Origin of the sequence: Sodalis sp. dw_96 (assembly GCF_018449575.1) — a bacterium.
In the GTDB taxonomy this organism is placed as follows: domain Bacteria; phylum Pseudomonadota; class Gammaproteobacteria; order Enterobacterales; family Enterobacteriaceae; genus Acerihabitans.
On record NZ_JAAVUT010000009.1, the window covers coordinates 100,092 to 117,795 of the forward strand.

Consider the following 17,704-nt stretch of genomic DNA (forward strand, 5'->3'; position numbering starts at 1 on the left):
GGCACCTCCCAAAATAGATTGCCTGTTCAGGCCTTTTCCAGCGTACAAAGCAACGGATGCTCGTTTTCCTTGGCATAACGGTTAACATGAGCGGCCTTGGTTTCAGCGACTTCGGCGGTATAAACCCCGCAGACAGCCTTGCCCTGATAATGCACCGTAAGCATCAGTTGCGTTGCACGTTCAACATCATAAGAAAAGAACTTTTGCAGTACGTCAATAACAAATTCCATCGGTGTGTAATCGTCATTGATAAGTATGACTTTATACATTGACGGGGGTACTACCGTCTCTTTCACCAGCTCTTCGGCTAGGTGTTGTTCACCCGGTCTATCACTTGTCTTACCCATCGTCTTTCCATCAAAACGTCTTTTCAGCCTAGAAAGTTAGCTGTGGCCGGCGTAGTGTCTTTTCGCCACAACCCCGTCATCTTAACAAGTTTAACATCGGATGTTGGTTAATGCCGCTTGCTGTTACCTATATCTATAATAGGATTTCGATCGCAGCAATCGTATTGCGATTTTGTCAAAAAACCATCAATAGCGTTACCTGCTTCAAAGTTTGGTAATGTCATCCACCAACTCCCTCCGCATCCCCTTGACCTATTGTTCCTATCCTCTAGAGTGTACTTGCGTAAGCTGTTGTGGTTTTGACTGATAAGGCTTACGACGTCAACAATCCTCATCACATATAAGATTCTGTTGCGAGGGATGTAGAAACATGGAGACGGGTAAAGTTAAATGGTTCAATAACGCCAAAGGTTTTGGGTTTATCTGTCCTGAAAGCGGCGGCGAGGATATCTTTGCGCATTACTCAACAATCCAGATGGACGGTTATCGAACACTCAAAGCAGGTCAAGTGGTCAGATTCGATGTTCATCAGGGCCCCAAAGGGAACCACGCGAGTCTGATTGTGCCTGTCGAAACCGAGACTGTCGCCTGATAACACGCCTCGCGATTAATGCATAATGATATTAACGAAATGCCAGTGCGTATCGCTGGCATTTTTTCTGGTGTGCCGCTTATCCCCGCTTACTCAAGGTATAACATTTTTATTTTAAGACGCAAGCATAATTATGCCCGCCACAATCACTATGTTGCTTATGATTTTCCACCGCCTGGTAAACCGCGTTTAAACACACCTTTTACCCATACCGCCGGACAACCTTCATTATGTCGCGGTTTAACCCGCTTTTGTTGAAATAGGTATTTTCTTGCTTCCAGGGCAGACTACCCATGTCACAACTCGTATCCAGCGGGGAAAATTCCCGTGACGGATTATCCGGCTGGCAACTCGCGCTGTCCTTGTTTAGCGGCAGGCTGATGCCGGGCAATGCCTGGCGGCGCCGTTTCTATCGCTATAAGTTTATGTTGCGCTATCTCACCACCCACACCTACTCCGGCCCCTGGCTTGAACAATTGGCCAAATGCCCCCTGCTGACGCAAATGCTGGCGTCCCAGCCCGGATTGCCCTGCAAGCTGCATCGCCCCTACCTGGCCGCCAACATGAGCGCGAAAAAACAGCTGGCCGCCCTGGGGCATCATTATGATTATATCCAGTCGCACCTGCCCCGCCCCTTGCTTGAGGGGCACCTGAGCCGAGACGGTTTTACACTGGCGTCGCTCCTGACCAAAAACGAGCGGATTTTCCATCTGCGGCTTTGTTCACTGGACCAGTTGAACCGCGAAGGCGAGGCAACACTGCTGTTTTGCGACGACCAGAATGTCATGCTGGCGGAGATGACGTTTGTCATTACTCCCGAACGGGGGGCCACGCTTTTTATCGGCGGTTTGCAGGGCGGCCACCGCCAGCTGTCCCATGACACGATCCATTCGGCCACCAAGGCCTGCCACGGGCTGTTCCCCAAACGGCTGGTGTTGGAGGCGGTGACCCTGCTGGGGAAACAAATGGGCGTGAGCCAGATTTTAGCGGTGGGCAACCGTACCCATATGTATCAGGAGTGGCGATATTTTTATAAAAATAAGCGATTCCTGCATGCTGATTATGACAATTTTTGGCTATCGATGCACGGGCAGCCGCAAGAGCAGGGCTATTTCAGGCTGCCGCTGAGTATACCGCGCAAATCCCTCACCGCCGTACCCAGTAAAAAACGCGCCGAATACCGCCGCCGTTATGGACTGCTGGATCAATTGGCGGAACAGGTCACCGGGCATTTTCAGCGGGCGTGAGGGCCGGCGTGCCACGATCCCGCGGGTTGGATGGCCATGTGCGCGATGCGGAGAACAATAAATCGTGCCGTCCTGCGTTCACGCGGGGAGAATTTTCCCCTGGATATTCGGAATCTGTCCCGCATTGGCTTTACACCCTGAGCCATATTGGTTAGTTTAGGGCGGAATTTTCCCCCGCCGTTCAAAAGGATGTGGCGTCCCCCATGTATTCCGGCCTGTTAATTATTCTCATCCCGCTGGTGGCGGGCTACCTGTTGCCCCGGCTATCCCGCGACTGGGCACACCGGGTAGACCGCATCCTTAGTGCCATGGTGTATATCATCCTGTTTTTCATGGGCATAAGTTTGGCATTTCTGGATAACCTTGCCGCCAACCTGCGTCTGATAGCCTGGTATGCGGGGGTAAGCGCGATATGCATTCTGGCGTGCAACAGTGCCGCCCTGTGGTGGCTGGAAAAACGCCAGCCCTGGCCGGGTGCGCATCGCCAGGGCGTTCCCGCGCCGTCACGGCTGCGTATGGCCATGGACTCGTTGAAACTTTGCCTGGTGGTGGTGGGGGGATTTGTTATCGGCCTGACGCAGTGGCAATGGTTGAATGCGGCATCCAAAGCCAGTGAGTTCGCCTTGATTTTGCTGCTGCTGCTGGTGGGTATTCAGTTACGCAACGGCGGCATGACCCTGCGACAGATATTGCTCAACCGGCGCGGCGCCACGGTTGCTCTGGTGGTGGCGGTCAGCGCTCTGGCCGGCGGCGCGCTGGCGGCCATGATATTGGGTTTGCCACTGCGTACCGGACTGGCAATGGCTTCGGCTTACGGCTGGTATTCTTTATCGGGGATCCTGATGACCGACGCTTTCGGCCCGGTGGTGGGCAGCGCCGCTTTTTTCAACGACCTGGTGCGTGAATTGCTGGCGATTATGTTAATCCCGGGATTGATCGGCCGCAGCCGCAGCATGGCGCTGGGTTTATGCGGCGCCACGTCGATGGATTTCACCTTGCCGGTGCTCCAGCGCAGCGGCGGACTGGACGTGGTGCCGGCCGCTATCGTCCACGGTTTTTTACTGAGCCTGCTGGCGCCGATTCTTATCGCCCTGTTCTCCTCCTGAGGACTCCCTTATACTGATTCCCGGCAGCGGCGGTGTTGCCGGCCGTCGTTTTGCGCCCCGACTTCTCCAGCCATGACCCGCCGACCGCTGCCAATCCGCGTCCAAAAGGTCTAAGCTTTAGCGGCACGAAAATGTTCACTCCAAATGAGTTTTATCATTTACCAAGGGGAACGCTATGAAACAAACCGTGGCATCATTGGTTGCCAAAACCCTCGAGCAGGCCGGCGTCAAACGTATCTGGGGCGTGACCGGCGACTCGTTGAACGGCTTAAGCGACAGTCTGAACCGCATGGGCACCATCAAATGGATGGGTACCCGTCATGAAGAAGTGGCGGCCTTCGCCGCCGGCGCCGAAGCCCATGTCACCGGTCAACTGGCGGTATGCGCCGGCTCCTGCGGTCCGGGCAACCTGCATTTGATCAACGGATTGTACGATTGTCACCGCAACCGGGTACCGGTGCTGGCTATCGCCGCGCACATACCTTCCAGCGAAATCGGCAGCGGTTACTTTCAGGAAACCCATCCGGAAGAGTTATTTCGTGAGTGCAGTCATTATTGCGAACTGGTGTCCAATCCCGAGCAACTCACCCAGGTACTGGGTATCGCCATCCGTAAAGCGGTGCTTGATCGCGGGGTATCGGTTATCGTTCTGCCTGGCGATGTAGCCCTGAAAGCCGCCCCGGTCGAGGGCACCCCATTATGGTATACCCCGCAGCAACCGCTGGCGGTTCCGCAGGCGGGCGAATTGGAAAAGCTGGCCGCCCTGCTGAATCAATCGGAAAATATTACCCTGCTGTGCGGCAGCGGCTGCGCTCATGCCCACGATGAAGTGGTGCAGTTGGCCGGGCTGTTGAAGGCACCGGTGGTGCATGCCCTGCGCGGCAAGGAATATCTCGAGTACGACAATCCCTACGATGTGGGCATGACCGGTCTGATAGGCTTCTCTTCCGGTTACCACGCCATGATGAACGCCGACACACTGATCCTGTTGGGCACGCGGTTTCCTTATCGCGCGTTTTACCCCACGGATGCAAAAATCATTCAAATCGATATCGAATCCGGCAGCCTCGGCGCGCACTGCCCGCTGAACATGGCCCTGGTGGGGGATATAAAATCCACGCTGGCGGCGTTGCTGCCGCGGCTGAAGGAAAAAACCAACCGCAATCATCTTGATGCGGCGCTGCAGCATTACCACGAGACCCGCCAGGACCTCGACACGCTTGCCAAGCCAAGCGGCAACAAGGCGATTCATCCCCAATACGTGGCGCAGGAAATCAGCCGCCTGGCGGCACCGGATGCCATCTTCACCTGTGATGTGGGCACGCCGACGGTGTGGGCGGCTCGTTACCTGACCATGAACGGCCAACGCCGCTTGTTGGGCTCGTTTAATCACGGTTCCATGGCCAACGCCATGCCACAGGCATTGGGAGCCCAGTCGGCCTTTCCCGGCCGGCAGGTGGTGGCCTTGTGCGGCGACGGCGGATTTGCCATGCTGATGGGCGATTTTTTGTCCTTGATTCAGCTGAAATTGCCGGTGAAAATCGTTATTTTTAATAACAGCGTGCTGGGATTCGTCGCCATGGAAATGAAAGCCGGCGGCTATCTCACCGACGGCACGGATTTGCAGAACCCGAATTTTGCCGCTATTGCACAGGCGGCGGGTATCAAGGGCATCCGGGTGGAAAAATCCGCCGATCTTGACGCCGCGCTGGAAGAAGCCTTTGCGACCGACGGACCGGTGGTGGTGGATGTCATTACCGCGAAAGAAGAGCTGGCGATGCCGCCGCAAATCAAGTTTGAACAGGCAAAAGGCTTCAGTCTTTATATGCTGCGGGCCATTATCAACGGACGCGGCGACGAAATAGTGGAATTGGCAAAAACCAACTGGCTGCGTTAAGGCTGACGGCTTCCGTCCGGGTCAAGGTTGGTCCGTACCCGGGCGGTAATGTCATGCGTGTGGTAGCCTTAAAATCTAACGGAGTAAGCATGATTGATTTACGCAGTGATACCGTCACCTTGCCGAGCGATGCAATGCGCAGGCAGATGGCCGAGGCCGAGGTTGGCGACGATGTCTATGGAGATGACCCCACGGTAGCGGCCCTGGAAGCTGACGGCGCCCGCCTGAGCGGCAAAGCGGCGGCGCTGTTTTTCCCCAGCGGCACCCAGGCAAACCTGGTGGCGCTGATGACCCACTGCCAGCGCGGCGAAGAGTATATCGTCGGGCAGCAGGCGCATAATTACCGTTTTGAAGCCGGTGGCGCCGCGGTACTGGGCAGCATTCAGCCCCAGCCGCTGGACGTGGACGCCGACGGCACGCTGCCGCTGGATAAAGTGGCCGCCGCCATCAAGCCGGACGATTTTCATTTTGCCCGTACACGCCTGTTATGCCTGGAAAACACCCATAACGGTAAAGTTCTTCCCCTGGCTTATTTACAGCAGGCCTGGCAATTCAGCCGCGACCACAATCTGGCGCTGCACATTGACGGCGCGCGTATTTTTAACGCGGCGGTGGCGTTGAATGTTCCACTGACCGACATTACCCAATATTGCGATACGCTGACCATCTGTTTATCCAAGGGACTGGGGACGCCGGTAGGATCGCTGCTATGCGGCGATGAAGCCTATATCCAGCAGGCGAAACGCTGGCGGAAAATGGTGGGCGGCGGCATGCGCCAGTCCGGCATTCTGGCGGCGGCCGGCCGATATGCCCTGGAACATAACGTACAGCGCCTGCGGGACGATCACGACAACGCCCAGTGGCTCGGGCAACAGCTCAGCGCGCTGGGCGTGGAAGTGATGGCCCCCGGCGCCCAAACCAATATGCTGTTTATCCGGCAGTCGCCGGAGCTGGCCGCTAAACTGGGTCCTTGGATGCTCGGCCATGATATCAACATCGCCTCGGGTACCGTAACCCGTCTGGTGACACATTTAAATATCAGCCGCCAGGATTTGGAGAAAGTCGTCCAAATCTGGCGTGAATTCCTGCATCATCACGGTGAACTAACCGGCGCTCCCCTCACGGGCGTCTACTTCCAGTAACGCATCAAGAATCGCCTCGGTTTCCGCGTCCGGCAGGCCGCGGAAGTCACCGGGGCGAAAATGCATCTGGAAAGCCGCCACCGCTTTTTGCTGTAATACCGCGGGCATCCCCGGCGTCACGTCATAACCATAGCGGGCCATGCGCTGCAAAATAGCCGCCATCGCCACCCGGTCATGGGGATCCCTATTCCTCAGGTAGTAGTCCACCCGATTTTGATCCGGCCAGATACCCACTCCCGCCGCCGCCAGTTGGCGCCAGGGGAATAACGGGCCGGGATCCTGTTTGCGGCGCCAGGCGATATCGCTGTGTCCCACCACATTTGACGGCAAAATATGATAGCGGTTGATGATATCCCGGCTCAGGGCGATGACCAGCGCTATCTGGTGGGGAGGATAAGGCGCCGCATCATATCCCGTCGGCGTACGGTGGTAGCCGCCGTTTTCGATTTCAATGCCAATGGAAGTATCGTTAAGATTGCTGCGCCCGCGCCAGTAACTTTCCCCGGCATGCCAGGCACGGCGCGATTCATCCACCAGTTGCAAAGCGGTGGGGATGCCGGCGGCGTTATCGGGATGAAGCGGAATCAAATAGTGGGCGCTCACCTGACCGGTGGTAAGCGTTTTCATGGAACCGGTAAAATCTTCCGCGGTATAATGCAGCACCAGAAACTGAACGCGTTCATCCGCTCCCAGCGCCTTTTGCTCGCTGCTGATATGGTAATAAAGCGGCGCCGCCTTCTCTTTTTCCACCAGAAAATAGCCGATATAACACAAGCATAGCACGACAATGAGCCGAAACGCCCAGGTGATTCTTGTTGCCCGCGGTCTGCCGCGGCGTTTTCCCCTATCCAAGCACGTTCTACCTCGTCTAGAAAATCTCAATTAAACCGCGGGTATTCTCACCAGGTTATGCCTTGTCCGCAACCGGTTTAAAAGCCGCGTCACGGATAATCTTGAGGTTATGCGGGCCGCGGGGATGAACAAAAGTGGCCGTTACGTCACAACTGACTGTTTTTTCATTATACTCAAAGGTAATTTCCCCTCTTTCCTTTGCCATTAACAAGGTCAAAAATGAAAAAAAGTTTGCTTGTACTCTTCCCCTTGGCGCTGCTGTTAGGCGCCTGTACCCAGGTTGACCCGGCATATAAAGATATCGGCACCCGCAGCGGACCTTGCGCCGAAGGCGGGCCGGACGACGTGGCGCAGCAATTTTATGACCTTCGCATGAAGCAGGACGTTCAGGGCCGGCCCGACAGTTCTCGGTTGGCGCAATACCGGCCTTACCTGAGCGACGGGTTGTACCAACTGCTCAGCAATAGCCAGCGGGACAACTACAAGGCGGCCAAATTACCCGCCGGGGATATTTTCAGCAGCAACGCCGCCGGCCCCACCTCGGCCAGCGTACATAGCGCTTCGCGCATATTGAATACCGATGCAAAGAACATTCCGTTACGGGTGGATATGTCGCGTCAGCAGGGCGCCAACGGCCAATCGGTCCAATGGCAGGATGAAGTGCTGATGATCCGCGAAGGCCACTGCTGGGCGATGGATGACGTGCGTTATCTTGGTATGCTGTCGCCGGCGCCGGCCGGTACCCTGCGGGAGACCTTGGAAAAGCGATAAAATGCGGACCTATAAACCTGCGGTCTCCCTTTAACAGGCTCGTTGCACGCTCGGTGTAAGCGGGCCTACCCTGCTGTGGGGCGCTCGGTCGGGCAGAAAAACCATGCCCGCTTCGACCCCATCAGCATGGTTTCCCTTTAACACGCGCTCTTTTTAACACGCGCCCACTTTGACAGGCTCGTTGCACGCTCGGTGTAAGCGGGCCTACCCTGCTATGGGGCGCTCGATCGGGCAGAAAAACCATGCCCGCTTCGACCCCATCAGCACGGTCTCCCTTTAACACGCGCTCTTTTTGACAGGCTCAGTTTCACCATTGGTGATTGCGGGCCTAGCGTGCCGCTGGCAAATTATTACTGCCCGCGCCTCGTTGTGGTGCAGGGGTAAGCGGTCCATAGCGGGATAATGAGCTAACAAAGCACATAACCGGCAAAACGCCCCGGACAAAGACGTTTTGTGCTGTCCATGATATTATTACCCCCCTAAATGTAAATTTTGATCATGGCGGATTGCATCAATCGCCCGTCAACGTTAACATCTGCCGCCTCAATGGCTATTCAGTTTCAACGCATGAGTATTCAACTAAACCGTATCGACTGTTTTTATGGCGCCTATCAGGCGCTGTTTGATATCACCCTTGAATGCCCGGCCGGGGAAACGCTGGTGCTTCTCGGTCCCAGCGGGGCGGGCAAAAGTTCGTTGCTGCGGGTACTTAATCTGCTGGAGATGCCGCGCGCCGGCGAGTTGGCCATTGCCGGGAATCATTACGATTTCCGGCATCAGCCGGGGGAGAAAGACATACGCGAGTTGCGGCAAAATGTCGGTATGATCTTCCAGCAGTACAATCTCTGGCCCCATCTCACGGTGCGACAGAATTTAATCGAGGCCCCCTGCCGGGTGCTCGGCTTGTCGCGGGCGAAAGCCAATGAACGGGCCGATAAGCTGCTGGATCGCCTGCGTCTGACGGACTTCAGCGATCGCTTTCCGTTGCATTTATCCGGCGGCCAGCAGCAGCGGGTGGCCATCGCCCGCGCCCTGATGATGGAACCGCAGGTATTGCTGTTCGACGAACCCACCGCGGCGCTGGACCCGGAAATCACCGCGCAAATTGTCAGTATTATCCGTGAGCTGGCGCAAACCGGCATCACGCAGGTCATTGTAACCCATGAAGTCGAGGTAGCACGTAAGACTGCCAGTCGCATTGTCTATATGGAAAACGGCCGTATTGTGGAACAAGGGGATGCGACGCATTTTGCCAAGCCACAAACCGAAGCCTTTGCTCATTACTTATCGCATTAAATTTTGGACAAAAAATGAAAAAATTAATTATCGCCGCCGTATTGGCCGGCATGACCGCTTCAGCGGGCGCGGCGCAAACCATTCGTTTCGCCACTGAAGCCTCTTACTCTCCGTTTGAATTTGTCGATGCCAATAATACCATTCAAGGTTTTGATATCGATCTGGCCAATGCCCTGTGCAAGGAGATGCAGGCGCAATGCACCTTTACCAATCAGGCTTTTGACAGTTTGATTCCCAGCCTGAAATTCCGCCGTTTCGACGCGGTGATTTCCGGGATGGATATCACGCCGGAACGTTTGCAGCAGGTCTCTTTTTCCCAGCCCTATTATGAAAATTCCGCGATTTTCATCGCGCAAAAAGGCAAGTTTACCGATTTGGCTTCGCTTAAGGGTAAACGCGTAGGTATGCAAAACGGATCCACCCATCAAAAATTCCTGCTGGATAAACATCCGGAAATTACCGCGGTACCTTATGACAGCTACCAGAACGCCGTGCTTGATCTGAAGAATGGTCGTTTGGACGCGGTATTCGGCGACAGCGCGGTGGTCAACGAGTGGCTGACGAAAGATGCCGACCTGGCTACCGTGGGGGATAAGATTACCGACAAAGCCTATTTCGGCACCGGGCTGGGTATCGCGGTGCGTCAGAACAACACCGCCTTGGTGGATCAATTCAACACCGCGCTGAACAAAGTCAGGCAGAACGGAACTTACCAGACCATCTACCAGAAATGGTTCAAAAAGTAATCCGCCTTCATGAATGAACTTCATCCTATCGCCAGCGCCGCCGGGACAACCCTCGGGCTGGCTTTATGCGCGCTGGTTGTCGGCCTGGTGCTGGCGATGTGTTTTGCCGCCTGGGAATCCGCGCGCTGGAAATGGCTTGGACTGCTGGGCACCGGCGTGGTCACGGTGCTGCGCGGCCTGCCGGAAATATTGGTGGTGCTGTTTATCTATTTCGGCGCCTCGCAATTGCTGTTGACGCTGTCGGACGGTTTCACCCTGACTATGGTTGGCTATCATCTGCCCCTGAGCCTGCCGGCGGACCTGAACATCAGTCCCTTTATCTGCGGTGTGCTGGCCCTGGCGCTGCTTTATGCCTCTTACGCTTCGCAAACCCTGCGCGGCGCGATTAAAGCTATTCCCCAGGGACAATGGGAATCCGGGCAGGCATTGGGTATGAAAACCAGCGCCGTTTTTTTCCGGCTGATTCTGCCGCAAATGTGGCGTCATGCGTTACCGGGCTTAGGCAATCAGTGGCTGGTGCTGCTGAAGGATACCGCCCTGGTCTCGCTGATAAGCGTCAATGATCTTATGCTGCAAACCAAAAGCATCGTTAATTTTACCCAGCAACCGTTTACCTGGTATTTGATTGCCGCGTCGGTGTACCTGGCGATTACCCTGTTGAGCCAGGTTATTCTCCGTGCCATTGAGCGCCGGTCGACGCGTTTTGAAACGAGGGCTTCGTGATGATGGCTTACCTGCCGGAGTTGATGAAAGGATTGCCCGTCAGTCTTACGCTGACCCTGTGCGCCATCCTGATCGCCCTGTTTCTGGCGCTGCTGTTTACGGTGATTGTGAACTTGAAACTCCCGGTGCTGACGCCGCTGGTGAAAATCTACATCACCTTGTTTACCGGCACCCCGCTGCTGGTACAGATATTCTTGATTTATTACGGTCCGGGGCAATTTGCCGCATTGCGCGCCATACCCTGGTTATGGGCGCTGGTGTCCCAACCCTGGCTGTGCGCCATGACCGCGTTGGCATTGAACAGCGCGGCCTACAGCACCCAGCTGTTTTGCGGGGCCATGCGCGCCATTCCGTCCGGCCAGTGGCAATCCTGCTCGGCGCTGGGGATGAGCCGCGCCCAGTCACTGCGGCTGTTGATGCCGTACGCCATTAAACGCGCCCTCTCCTCCTACTCCAATGAAGTGGTGCTGGTGTTTAAAAGCACATCGCTGGCCTATACCATCACGCTAATGGATGTGATGGGACACGGGCAGCTGATGTACGGCAGGACTTATGACGTCATGGTTTTCGGCGCCGCCGGAATTATTTATCTGTGCGTCAATGGCGTGTTGACGCTGCTGATGCGCCTGGTGGAGTATCGTGCGCTGCGGTTCGAACGGCGCAACTAATTCCGCCGTTTGAGCAATACCAGCGTCTCGTAATGGGCGGTGTGCGGGAACATATCGAATAACTGCGCGGTGACAAGCCGGTATGACGGCAGCGCCTGCAAATCTTTCACCAGACTCTCCGCCTGGCAGCTGGAATACAAGATCCAGGGGGTTGCCATGCGGTCCAGATATTCGCACAATTCGGCGCCGATGCCGCGCCGCGGCGGATTCACCAGCACCAGGTCCGGCGTCTCATGCCCCAAGGCGAAGCGGGTGGAGTCCAGCGCCTGGAAATCAACCAGGCGCAACCCCAGCGCTTCGGCGGACTGCCGGGCGCTGGCGATGGCCTCGGCGCTGATTTCAATGCCGGTCAGGCGCATTTCCGCCGTCGTGCAATGCAAGCCAAACCCCCCCACCCCGCAAAACAGATCCCACAGGCTGGTGATATTCAGCGCCGCCACCCACTCCCGGGCCGTCGCATACAAACGGGCGGCAATAGCCGGATTGGTCTGGAAAAAGCTGCGGGGACGGATAAACAGCGGGATGTCATTGAGACGCTCCTCCAGAGCGGCTTGCCGGGTGAGCACGATTTCAGTGTCGCCCTCCAGAATCGCCATATGCACCGGCTGGATGTTCACGGAAATGACTTTGAGCCGGGGCAGTTGCGCCTGCAGCCAGGGCAACGCCGCTTTTAGCGCCGCCAGCTTGGTCTCGGAACGCAGCACGAAACGCAGCATCAAATCGCCGCTGTGGCTGCTGGCGGTAAGCAGCAAAAACTTCAGCTCACCCCGCCTGCGGGCCACACTGTAGGGCGTCAGGCCGGCGCGGCCGATAAAGACTTTCAGTGCTGAGAACACCGGGGCAAAATCGGCGGGGTACAGCGGGCAATCGCACAGATCAACCGGATCGCCACCTTGGGGCAATATGCCCAGCAGCGGCCGTTCAACGCTGCCTCCCACCACCATTTTGGCTTTATAACGAAAGGCCGATTGCGGCGAAGCCACCGGCGCCATCCATTGCTCTACCTTCAAGGGAGACAGGAGTTCGGTGAGACGCGTCTGCTTCTCCGCCAATTGCTGCGGATAAGGCATCCCCAGCCACTGGCAGGAATGACAACGGTCGGCGTTAAATAATTCGCAGTGCATGGGCAGACAGGAAAGCGAAATGGGCGCGCATTGTATCACCGCCGGGGCAAAAAAATCATCGTTTGCCGGTAAAAAAACCTCGGCTGGTTAACGGCACGAACAATAATCCCACCACTAGCACATCGGGTAATTTATGCATTGACAGCTGATAGAGGATTTCTGCGGCACTGTCCCCCGCCAGCGCGAACATCTCGGGATAAAAACCCCGCCAGGTGGCGATGAACAGATAACCGGCACTGGTGAGCTGACAGCCCAGAAAGCACCAGCGTGCCCAGGAGCGCCCCCTCAGCAGTGCGAATCCGCAGCGCAACTCCAGAGACAATATCGCCAGGGCGGCCAGAAACAACAGCGTCAAATCCCAGGAACCGCTGCTGGTGCTGATAAAACTCCGCATCCCCTCCAAGCCCAGATTACCCGCCAGCATCACCATCCCCACACAGCGGGTGGCGATAATGGCCGTAGCGGCGGATACCACCGCCACCGGGGCATGGCCGGACCCGCGCGGCTGGTCCGTAAAACGGTTTCTAAAGATCTCCGACATGGTCTTTCTCCGTGCAGATGAGGCCATACAGGTGCGGCGCACGAACCAAGGCTAGCAGTTTTAACCACATTCAGCTAGAGGCCGCCCGCTGCTGGGCCAGCCTTACCCGTCCTACTTCAAGTTGCAGGTGCGTTGGCCTTCCTGACGCGAATTATGTAGGGTATATATCCTAATCAACCGCGGACCGCCCGCTGCCGGTCCAACCGGCGCTGTTTGTCCGAGCGCGCCATCAGCCACCAGGCAATCAGACCGATAATGCCCACCACGCCCAGAATAATGGTGGCCAGGGCGTTGATCTCCGGATTGACGCCCATCCGCACGCTGGAAAACACCAGCATCGGCAAGGTGGTGGAGCCCGGACCGGCGACAAAACTGGCAATGACCAAATCATCCAGCGACAGGGTAAACGCCAGCAGCCAACCGGAAATAATCGCTGGGGCAATCATCGGCAGCGTAATGATAAAAAATACTTTTATCGGCGTGGCGCCTAAATCCAGCGCGGCTTCCTCGATGGATTGGTCCAGTTCCCGCAGCCGGGAGTTAACCACCACCGCGACATAGGCGGTGCAAAAGGTCACATGGGCCAGCCAGATGGTAAACATGCCCCGCTCCGCCGGCCAGCCGATGGCATGGCCCATTGCCACAAACAGCAATAACAGCGAAAGCCCGGTTATCACGTCCGGCATCACCAGAGGCGCGGTAAGCATAAAGGCAAAGGTATCGGAACCGCGAAACCGGCCGAAGCGGACAATCACCACCGCCGCCAGCGTGCCGAGAATAACCGCCATGGTAGCGGTGGCCGCCGCCAGGGTCAGGCTGAGGGTGACCGCGCTTATCATGGCGTCGTCGCGCATCAACACCCCGTACCATTGAGTCGACCAGCCGGCCCAGACGGTCACCAGCTTTGAACTGTTGAACGAATAAATCACCAGCATCAGCATCGGGGCGTACAAAAACGTAAAGCCCAAGATGAGGATTACAATACGCCAGGGGGAACGCACTACCGGCAGAGTATTCACGCGTGTTCCCCCAGGGCCTTGTTCTGATGTTTATGGAACCACATAATCGGCACGATGAGCAGCACCAGCATGACCACCGCCACCGCGGACGCCACAGGCCAGTCGCGGTTATTGAAGAACTCCTGCCACAAGATCCGACCGATCATGATACTGTCCGGCCCGCCGAGCAATTCGGGGATGACATACTCACCCACCGCCGGAATAAATACCAGCATCGAACCGGCGATGATTCCGCCCTTGGTCAAGGGGACAATCACCTGAAAGAAGGTCTTCAGCGGCCGCGCACCCAGATCCAGCGAGGCCTCCACCAGGGAATAATCCAGGCGGGTCAAGGCGGTGTAAATCGGCAATATCATGAACGGCAGGTAGGCGTAAACCACGCCAATATACACCGCCAGATTGGTATGGAGGATCACCAGCGGCTGATCGATAACCCCGAGCCACATCAGAAAATTATTCAGCACGCCATTGTTTTTCAATATCCCCATCCAGGCATAGACTCGAATCAAAAATGAGGTCCATGACGGCAGGATGACCAGCAGCAGCAAAATATTGCGGGTGGAAGGCTTGCTGTGCGCCACCGCCCAGGCCATGGGATAACCTATCAGCAGGCAGAAAAACGTGGAGATGGCCGCCACCTGCAATGACTGCAAATACGCTTCGATATAGAGCGGGTCGTCCAGCAGCTGCATGAAATTCGCCAGGTTCAGCGAGATATCCAGCTTGCCTTCCACCCAGGTGACCAGACTGGTATAGGGGGGAATCGCCCGGGCCATATCCGCCAGGCTGATTTTAAAGACAATGAGAAACGGCAGCATAAACAGCAGCAGCAGCCAGAGGTAGGGCAAAAATATCACCCCCTTGCGGCCGTGTCTCATCTGCAGCCGCGTTAAGTAGCCGGGGGTATCCATCGGTCCCGGCTTAGAACGGGGCGGTGTTTTTTCAACCGGAACAGACATGTTTTCCCCCTTGGACTATACCGTCAGCACGACGCAACTGTCCGCATCCCAGCAGAGACGGACCTCGTCGCCCCAGGTGGGCGCCCCTTTACGGAAACGATGGGCATTTTGCAATTGGGCGCTGATTATCTGGCCGCTCTGCAACCGCACATGGTAAATGGACAAATCACCAAGATAGGCGATATTCACCACCTCCCCCACGGCAAAATTGAACCCATCCGCCGGCACTTCGTCGCACAGCATGATCTTTTCCGGCCGCAGCGCCACGTGTACCGGCACCGCGTCCATCACCGACACATCGGTGTTCACCTGCAGCGGATGCACCAAAGCCGGGCTTTGCAATATCAGCGACTCGCTGCGGCGCTCTTTAAGCAAGCCGTCGAACATGTTCACCGAACCGATAAATTCGGCGCTGAAACAGCTGTTGGGGTGCTCATAGATCTCTTCCGGCTCGCCAATCTGGACGAATTTGCCTCGATTCATGATGGCAATCCGCCCCGCCATGGTCATGGCCTCCTCCTGATCGTGAGTCACCATGACACAGGTGACGCCGACCCGTTCGAGGATATCCACTACTTCAAGCTGCATTCGATCCCGCAGCTTTTTGTCCAGTGCCCCCATGGGTTCATCCAGCAGCAGCAGTTTGGGTCGTTTGGCCAGACTGCGGGCCAGCGCCACCCTCTGCCGCTGACCGCCGGAAAGCTGGTGAGGTTTGCGGGAGACAAACTCCTGCATATGCACCATGGCGAGCATCTCTTCCACCCGCTGCTTGATCTCCCCTCGGGGCAGCTTGTCCTGCTTCAACCCGAAGGCGATATTTTGTTCCACCGTCATATGAGGAAAAAGCGCATAGGACTGGAACATCATATTGATCGGCCGCTGATAAGGCGGCATGTGGGAGAGATCCTGGCCGTCCAGTACAATTTGCCCGTGGGTGGGCTGTTCGAAACCCGCCAGCATCCGCAACAGGGTGGATTTTCCACAGCCGGACGCCCCCAGCAGAGCAAACATTTCTCCTTTGAAAATGGTCAAACTGACGTCATCCACCGCGAGTTGCCCGTCAAAAGCCTTGCTCAAATTGCGGATTTCCAGCAACGGGGTAACCATTTTCAGAGTTTTGGGCTGTGGGCGGGGTGTTGCATCGTTAACTGACATGGCTCTCCGGAACAAAAGGAACCGGCGAGGCGCAGTTGGCTTGCCGTCCCTAAAAGCATAACAGGCGGGAGATTAAGCCGCCTGTGAGTGAGATCAACATCTTATGAAGCCCGGAATTACTTGCCGCTCTTCACCTTGGTCCAGGCACGGGTAATCACGCGATCGATTGCCGGTGACTGTACCTTCAGGGTAAAAAGTTTAGCGCGCACATCCGGCGGCGGGTAAATGCCGGGATTGTTCCGTACCGACTCGTCCACCAAAGGCGTGGCCGCCAGATTACCGTTGGCATAAAAAATCTGGTTGCTGACCTGCGCGATGACCTTGGGATCCATCAGGTAATTGAGAAACTGATACGCCTCATCAACATTTTTCGCATCGGCGGGAATGGCGAGTACATCAAAAAAAGCCAGGGCGCCTTCTTTAGGAATACTGTATCCGATATTCACCCCGTTTTTGGCTTCCTTGGCGCGGTTCGCCGCCTGCATCACATCCCCCGCCCAGCCGATGGCCACACAGATATCTCCGTTCGCCAAATCATTGATATATTGCGATGAATGAAAATAACGGACGCTCGGCCGCAGCTTCAATAACAAATCGGTTGCCGGACCGGTGTAATCGGCGGCGTTACCGCTGTTGGGATCCTTGCCCAGATAGTTGAGCACGGTGGCGAAGATTTCCGATGGGGCATCCAGGAATGAAACGCCGCAACTTTTCAGTTTGGCCAGGTTTTCCGGCTTCAGCACCAAATCCCAGCTATTAAGCGGCGCGTCCTTGCCCAGGATGGCTTTTACTTTGTCGACGTTGTAAGCAATACCGGTGGTGGCCCACATGTAAGGAATGGCGTATTTATTCCCTGGATCGTTCCGGCTGATTAATTTCAGCAAATCCGGATCCAGGTTTTTATAATTTGGTAATTTACTTTTATCCAGCGGCTGGAATACACCGGCGGTTAATTGTCGCTCAAGGAAGCTGGCGGAAGGAACGACAATATCGAAGCCAGTACTGCCGGCCATCAATTTACCTTCCAGCACCTCATTGGAATCGAATACATCATAGACAACTTTAATGCCGGTCTGCTTTTCAAAATCCGGTACGGTATTCGGCGCGATATAATCGGACCAGTTATACACATGCAATGTTTTTTGTTCCGCCGCCATCGCGGTGGCGGACGCCGCGATCAACAGGCCGACAGCAATACCCGACAGCCATTTCTTACGTTGGGTGAACATCCGTTGCTTCCTCCCGATCCCAGTAAAGAGAAAATGTGTATGCGCCTCTCTTGAGACACAATGCGTCATTAAAGTGCAGCGGCTGATGGAACTACCGTGAATATTTTTTATTCATCGGATACGCAGGGATAACGTCGGATAATACCCTGAATCCAGACCAGTATCGCAAGCATAACCGCAGCGATAACGGTATGCCAGCGCTCTGCAAAAAAAATGGTTTTAATCGATTAATTATTCACTTTTTGTCTATCAAATAGGGTATTTATGGCGTAACCGGAGAGGTAAATAGG

At 55.8% G+C, this 17,704-nt stretch carries 18 protein-coding genes; 10 read left to right on the forward strand and 8 right to left on the reverse strand.

Annotated elements, in window-relative coordinates:
* Positions 1–26: 26 nt before the first annotated feature.
* Positions 27–347 (reverse strand): ATP-dependent Clp protease adapter ClpS, encoded by a 321-nt coding sequence (gene clpS, locus HB631_RS14940; protein ID WP_213991963.1) that lies wholly within the window; start codon positions 345–347, stop codon positions 27–29.
* A gap of 370 nt (positions 348–717) precedes the next feature.
* On the opposite strand from clpS, the gene cspD reads away from it, so the two are divergent.
* From cspD to ltaE, 5 genes are all read left to right on the forward strand, one after another.
* Positions 718–939, forward strand: coding sequence for a cold shock-like protein CspD (gene cspD / locus HB631_RS14945; protein ID WP_132922666.1), 222 nt, complete (start codon positions 718–720; stop codon positions 937–939).
* A 293-nt stretch (positions 940–1,232) separates the two neighbouring features.
* Complete coding sequence (locus HB631_RS14950) at positions 1,233–2,186, forward strand: VirK/YbjX family protein (protein ID WP_213991964.1); 954 nt, start codon at positions 1,233–1,235, stop codon at positions 2,184–2,186.
* 203 nt (positions 2,187–2,389) lie between these two features.
* The gene (locus tag HB631_RS14955) at positions 2,390–3,292 is read left to right on the forward strand and encodes a lysine exporter LysO family protein (RefSeq protein WP_213991965.1); all 903 of its coding nucleotides are present in this window, start codon (positions 2,390–2,392) and stop codon (positions 3,290–3,292) included.
* 175 nt (positions 3,293–3,467) lie between these two features.
* Positions 3,468–5,189, forward strand: a complete 1,722-nt coding sequence (gene poxB / locus HB631_RS14960) for a ubiquinone-dependent pyruvate dehydrogenase (RefSeq protein ID WP_213991966.1) — start codon at positions 3,468–3,470, stop codon at positions 5,187–5,189.
* Between the two features lie 89 nt (positions 5,190–5,278).
* On the forward strand, positions 5,279–6,331 hold the full coding sequence (ltaE, locus tag HB631_RS14965) for a low-specificity L-threonine aldolase (protein WP_213991967.1): 1,053 nt from the start codon (positions 5,279–5,281) through the stop codon (positions 6,329–6,331).
* Here the strand turns inward: ltaE and HB631_RS14970 are convergent.
* A complete protein-coding gene (locus HB631_RS14970) occupies positions 6,293–7,084 on the reverse strand; it encodes an N-acetylmuramoyl-L-alanine amidase (protein ID WP_345945715.1) in 792 nt (263 codons plus the stop codon). The genes ltaE and HB631_RS14970 overlap by 39 nt on opposite strands.
* 318 nt (positions 7,085–7,402) lie before the next feature.
* Between HB631_RS14970 and HB631_RS14975 the strand changes: the two genes are divergently transcribed.
* From HB631_RS14975 to artM, 5 genes are all read left to right on the forward strand, one after another.
* Entirely contained in the window at positions 7,403–7,954 is a 552-nt protein-coding gene (locus HB631_RS14975) for a lipoprotein (protein ID WP_213991968.1), read from the forward strand.
* A 567-nt stretch (positions 7,955–8,521) separates the two neighbouring features.
* Positions 8,522–9,250, forward strand: a complete 729-nt coding sequence (gene artP / locus HB631_RS14980; protein ID WP_213991969.1) for an arginine ABC transporter ATP-binding protein ArtP — start codon at positions 8,522–8,524, stop codon at positions 9,248–9,250.
* A 14-nt stretch (positions 9,251–9,264) separates the two neighbouring features.
* Entirely contained in the window at positions 9,265–9,996 is a 732-nt protein-coding gene (gene artJ / locus HB631_RS14985) for an arginine ABC transporter substrate-binding protein (RefSeq protein ID WP_213991970.1), read from the forward strand.
* Positions 9,997–10,005: 9 nt separating this feature from the next.
* Positions 10,006–10,719, forward strand: coding sequence for an arginine ABC transporter permease ArtQ (gene artQ, locus HB631_RS14990; RefSeq protein ID WP_213991971.1), 714 nt, complete (start codon positions 10,006–10,008; stop codon positions 10,717–10,719).
* Positions 10,719–11,387 carry an arginine ABC transporter permease ArtM gene (gene artM, locus HB631_RS14995; RefSeq protein WP_213991972.1) on the forward strand — a complete coding sequence of 223 codons (669 nt, stop codon included), beginning with the start codon at positions 10,719–10,721 and terminating at the stop codon, positions 11,385–11,387. The genes artQ and artM overlap by 1 nt, the downstream gene beginning before the upstream one ends.
* Here artM and rlmC read toward each other — a convergent pair.
* From rlmC to potF, 6 genes are all read right to left on the reverse strand, one after another.
* The gene (rlmC, locus tag HB631_RS15000; protein WP_213991973.1) at positions 11,384–12,511 is read right to left on the reverse strand and encodes a 23S rRNA (uracil(747)-C(5))-methyltransferase RlmC; all 1,128 of its coding nucleotides are present in this window, start codon (positions 12,509–12,511) and stop codon (positions 11,384–11,386) included. The genes artM and rlmC overlap by 4 nt on opposite strands.
* A 55-nt stretch (positions 12,512–12,566) precedes the next feature.
* The gene (locus HB631_RS15005) at positions 12,567–13,052 is read right to left on the reverse strand and encodes a YbjO family protein (RefSeq protein ID WP_213991974.1); all 486 of its coding nucleotides are present in this window, start codon (positions 13,050–13,052) and stop codon (positions 12,567–12,569) included.
* Positions 13,053–13,225: 173 nt separating this feature from the next.
* Complete coding sequence (potI, locus tag HB631_RS15010) at positions 13,226–14,071, reverse strand: putrescine ABC transporter permease PotI (protein WP_213991975.1); 846 nt, start codon at positions 14,069–14,071, stop codon at positions 13,226–13,228.
* Positions 14,068–14,982: a putrescine ABC transporter permease PotH gene (potH, locus tag HB631_RS15015; RefSeq protein WP_213992091.1), complete on the reverse strand. Its 915-nt coding sequence runs from the start codon at positions 14,980–14,982 to the stop codon at positions 14,068–14,070. The genes potI and potH overlap by 4 nt, the downstream gene beginning before the upstream one ends.
* Positions 14,983–15,045: 63 nt before the next feature.
* Positions 15,046–16,185: a putrescine ABC transporter ATP-binding subunit PotG gene (gene potG / locus HB631_RS15020; RefSeq protein ID WP_213991976.1), complete on the reverse strand. Its 1,140-nt coding sequence runs from the start codon at positions 16,183–16,185 to the stop codon at positions 15,046–15,048.
* A 116-nt stretch (positions 16,186–16,301) separates the two neighbouring features.
* The gene (gene potF, locus HB631_RS15025) at positions 16,302–17,414 is read right to left on the reverse strand and encodes a spermidine/putrescine ABC transporter substrate-binding protein PotF (RefSeq protein WP_213991977.1); all 1,113 of its coding nucleotides are present in this window, start codon (positions 17,412–17,414) and stop codon (positions 16,302–16,304) included.
* Between the last annotated feature and the right edge of the window lie 290 nt (positions 17,415–17,704).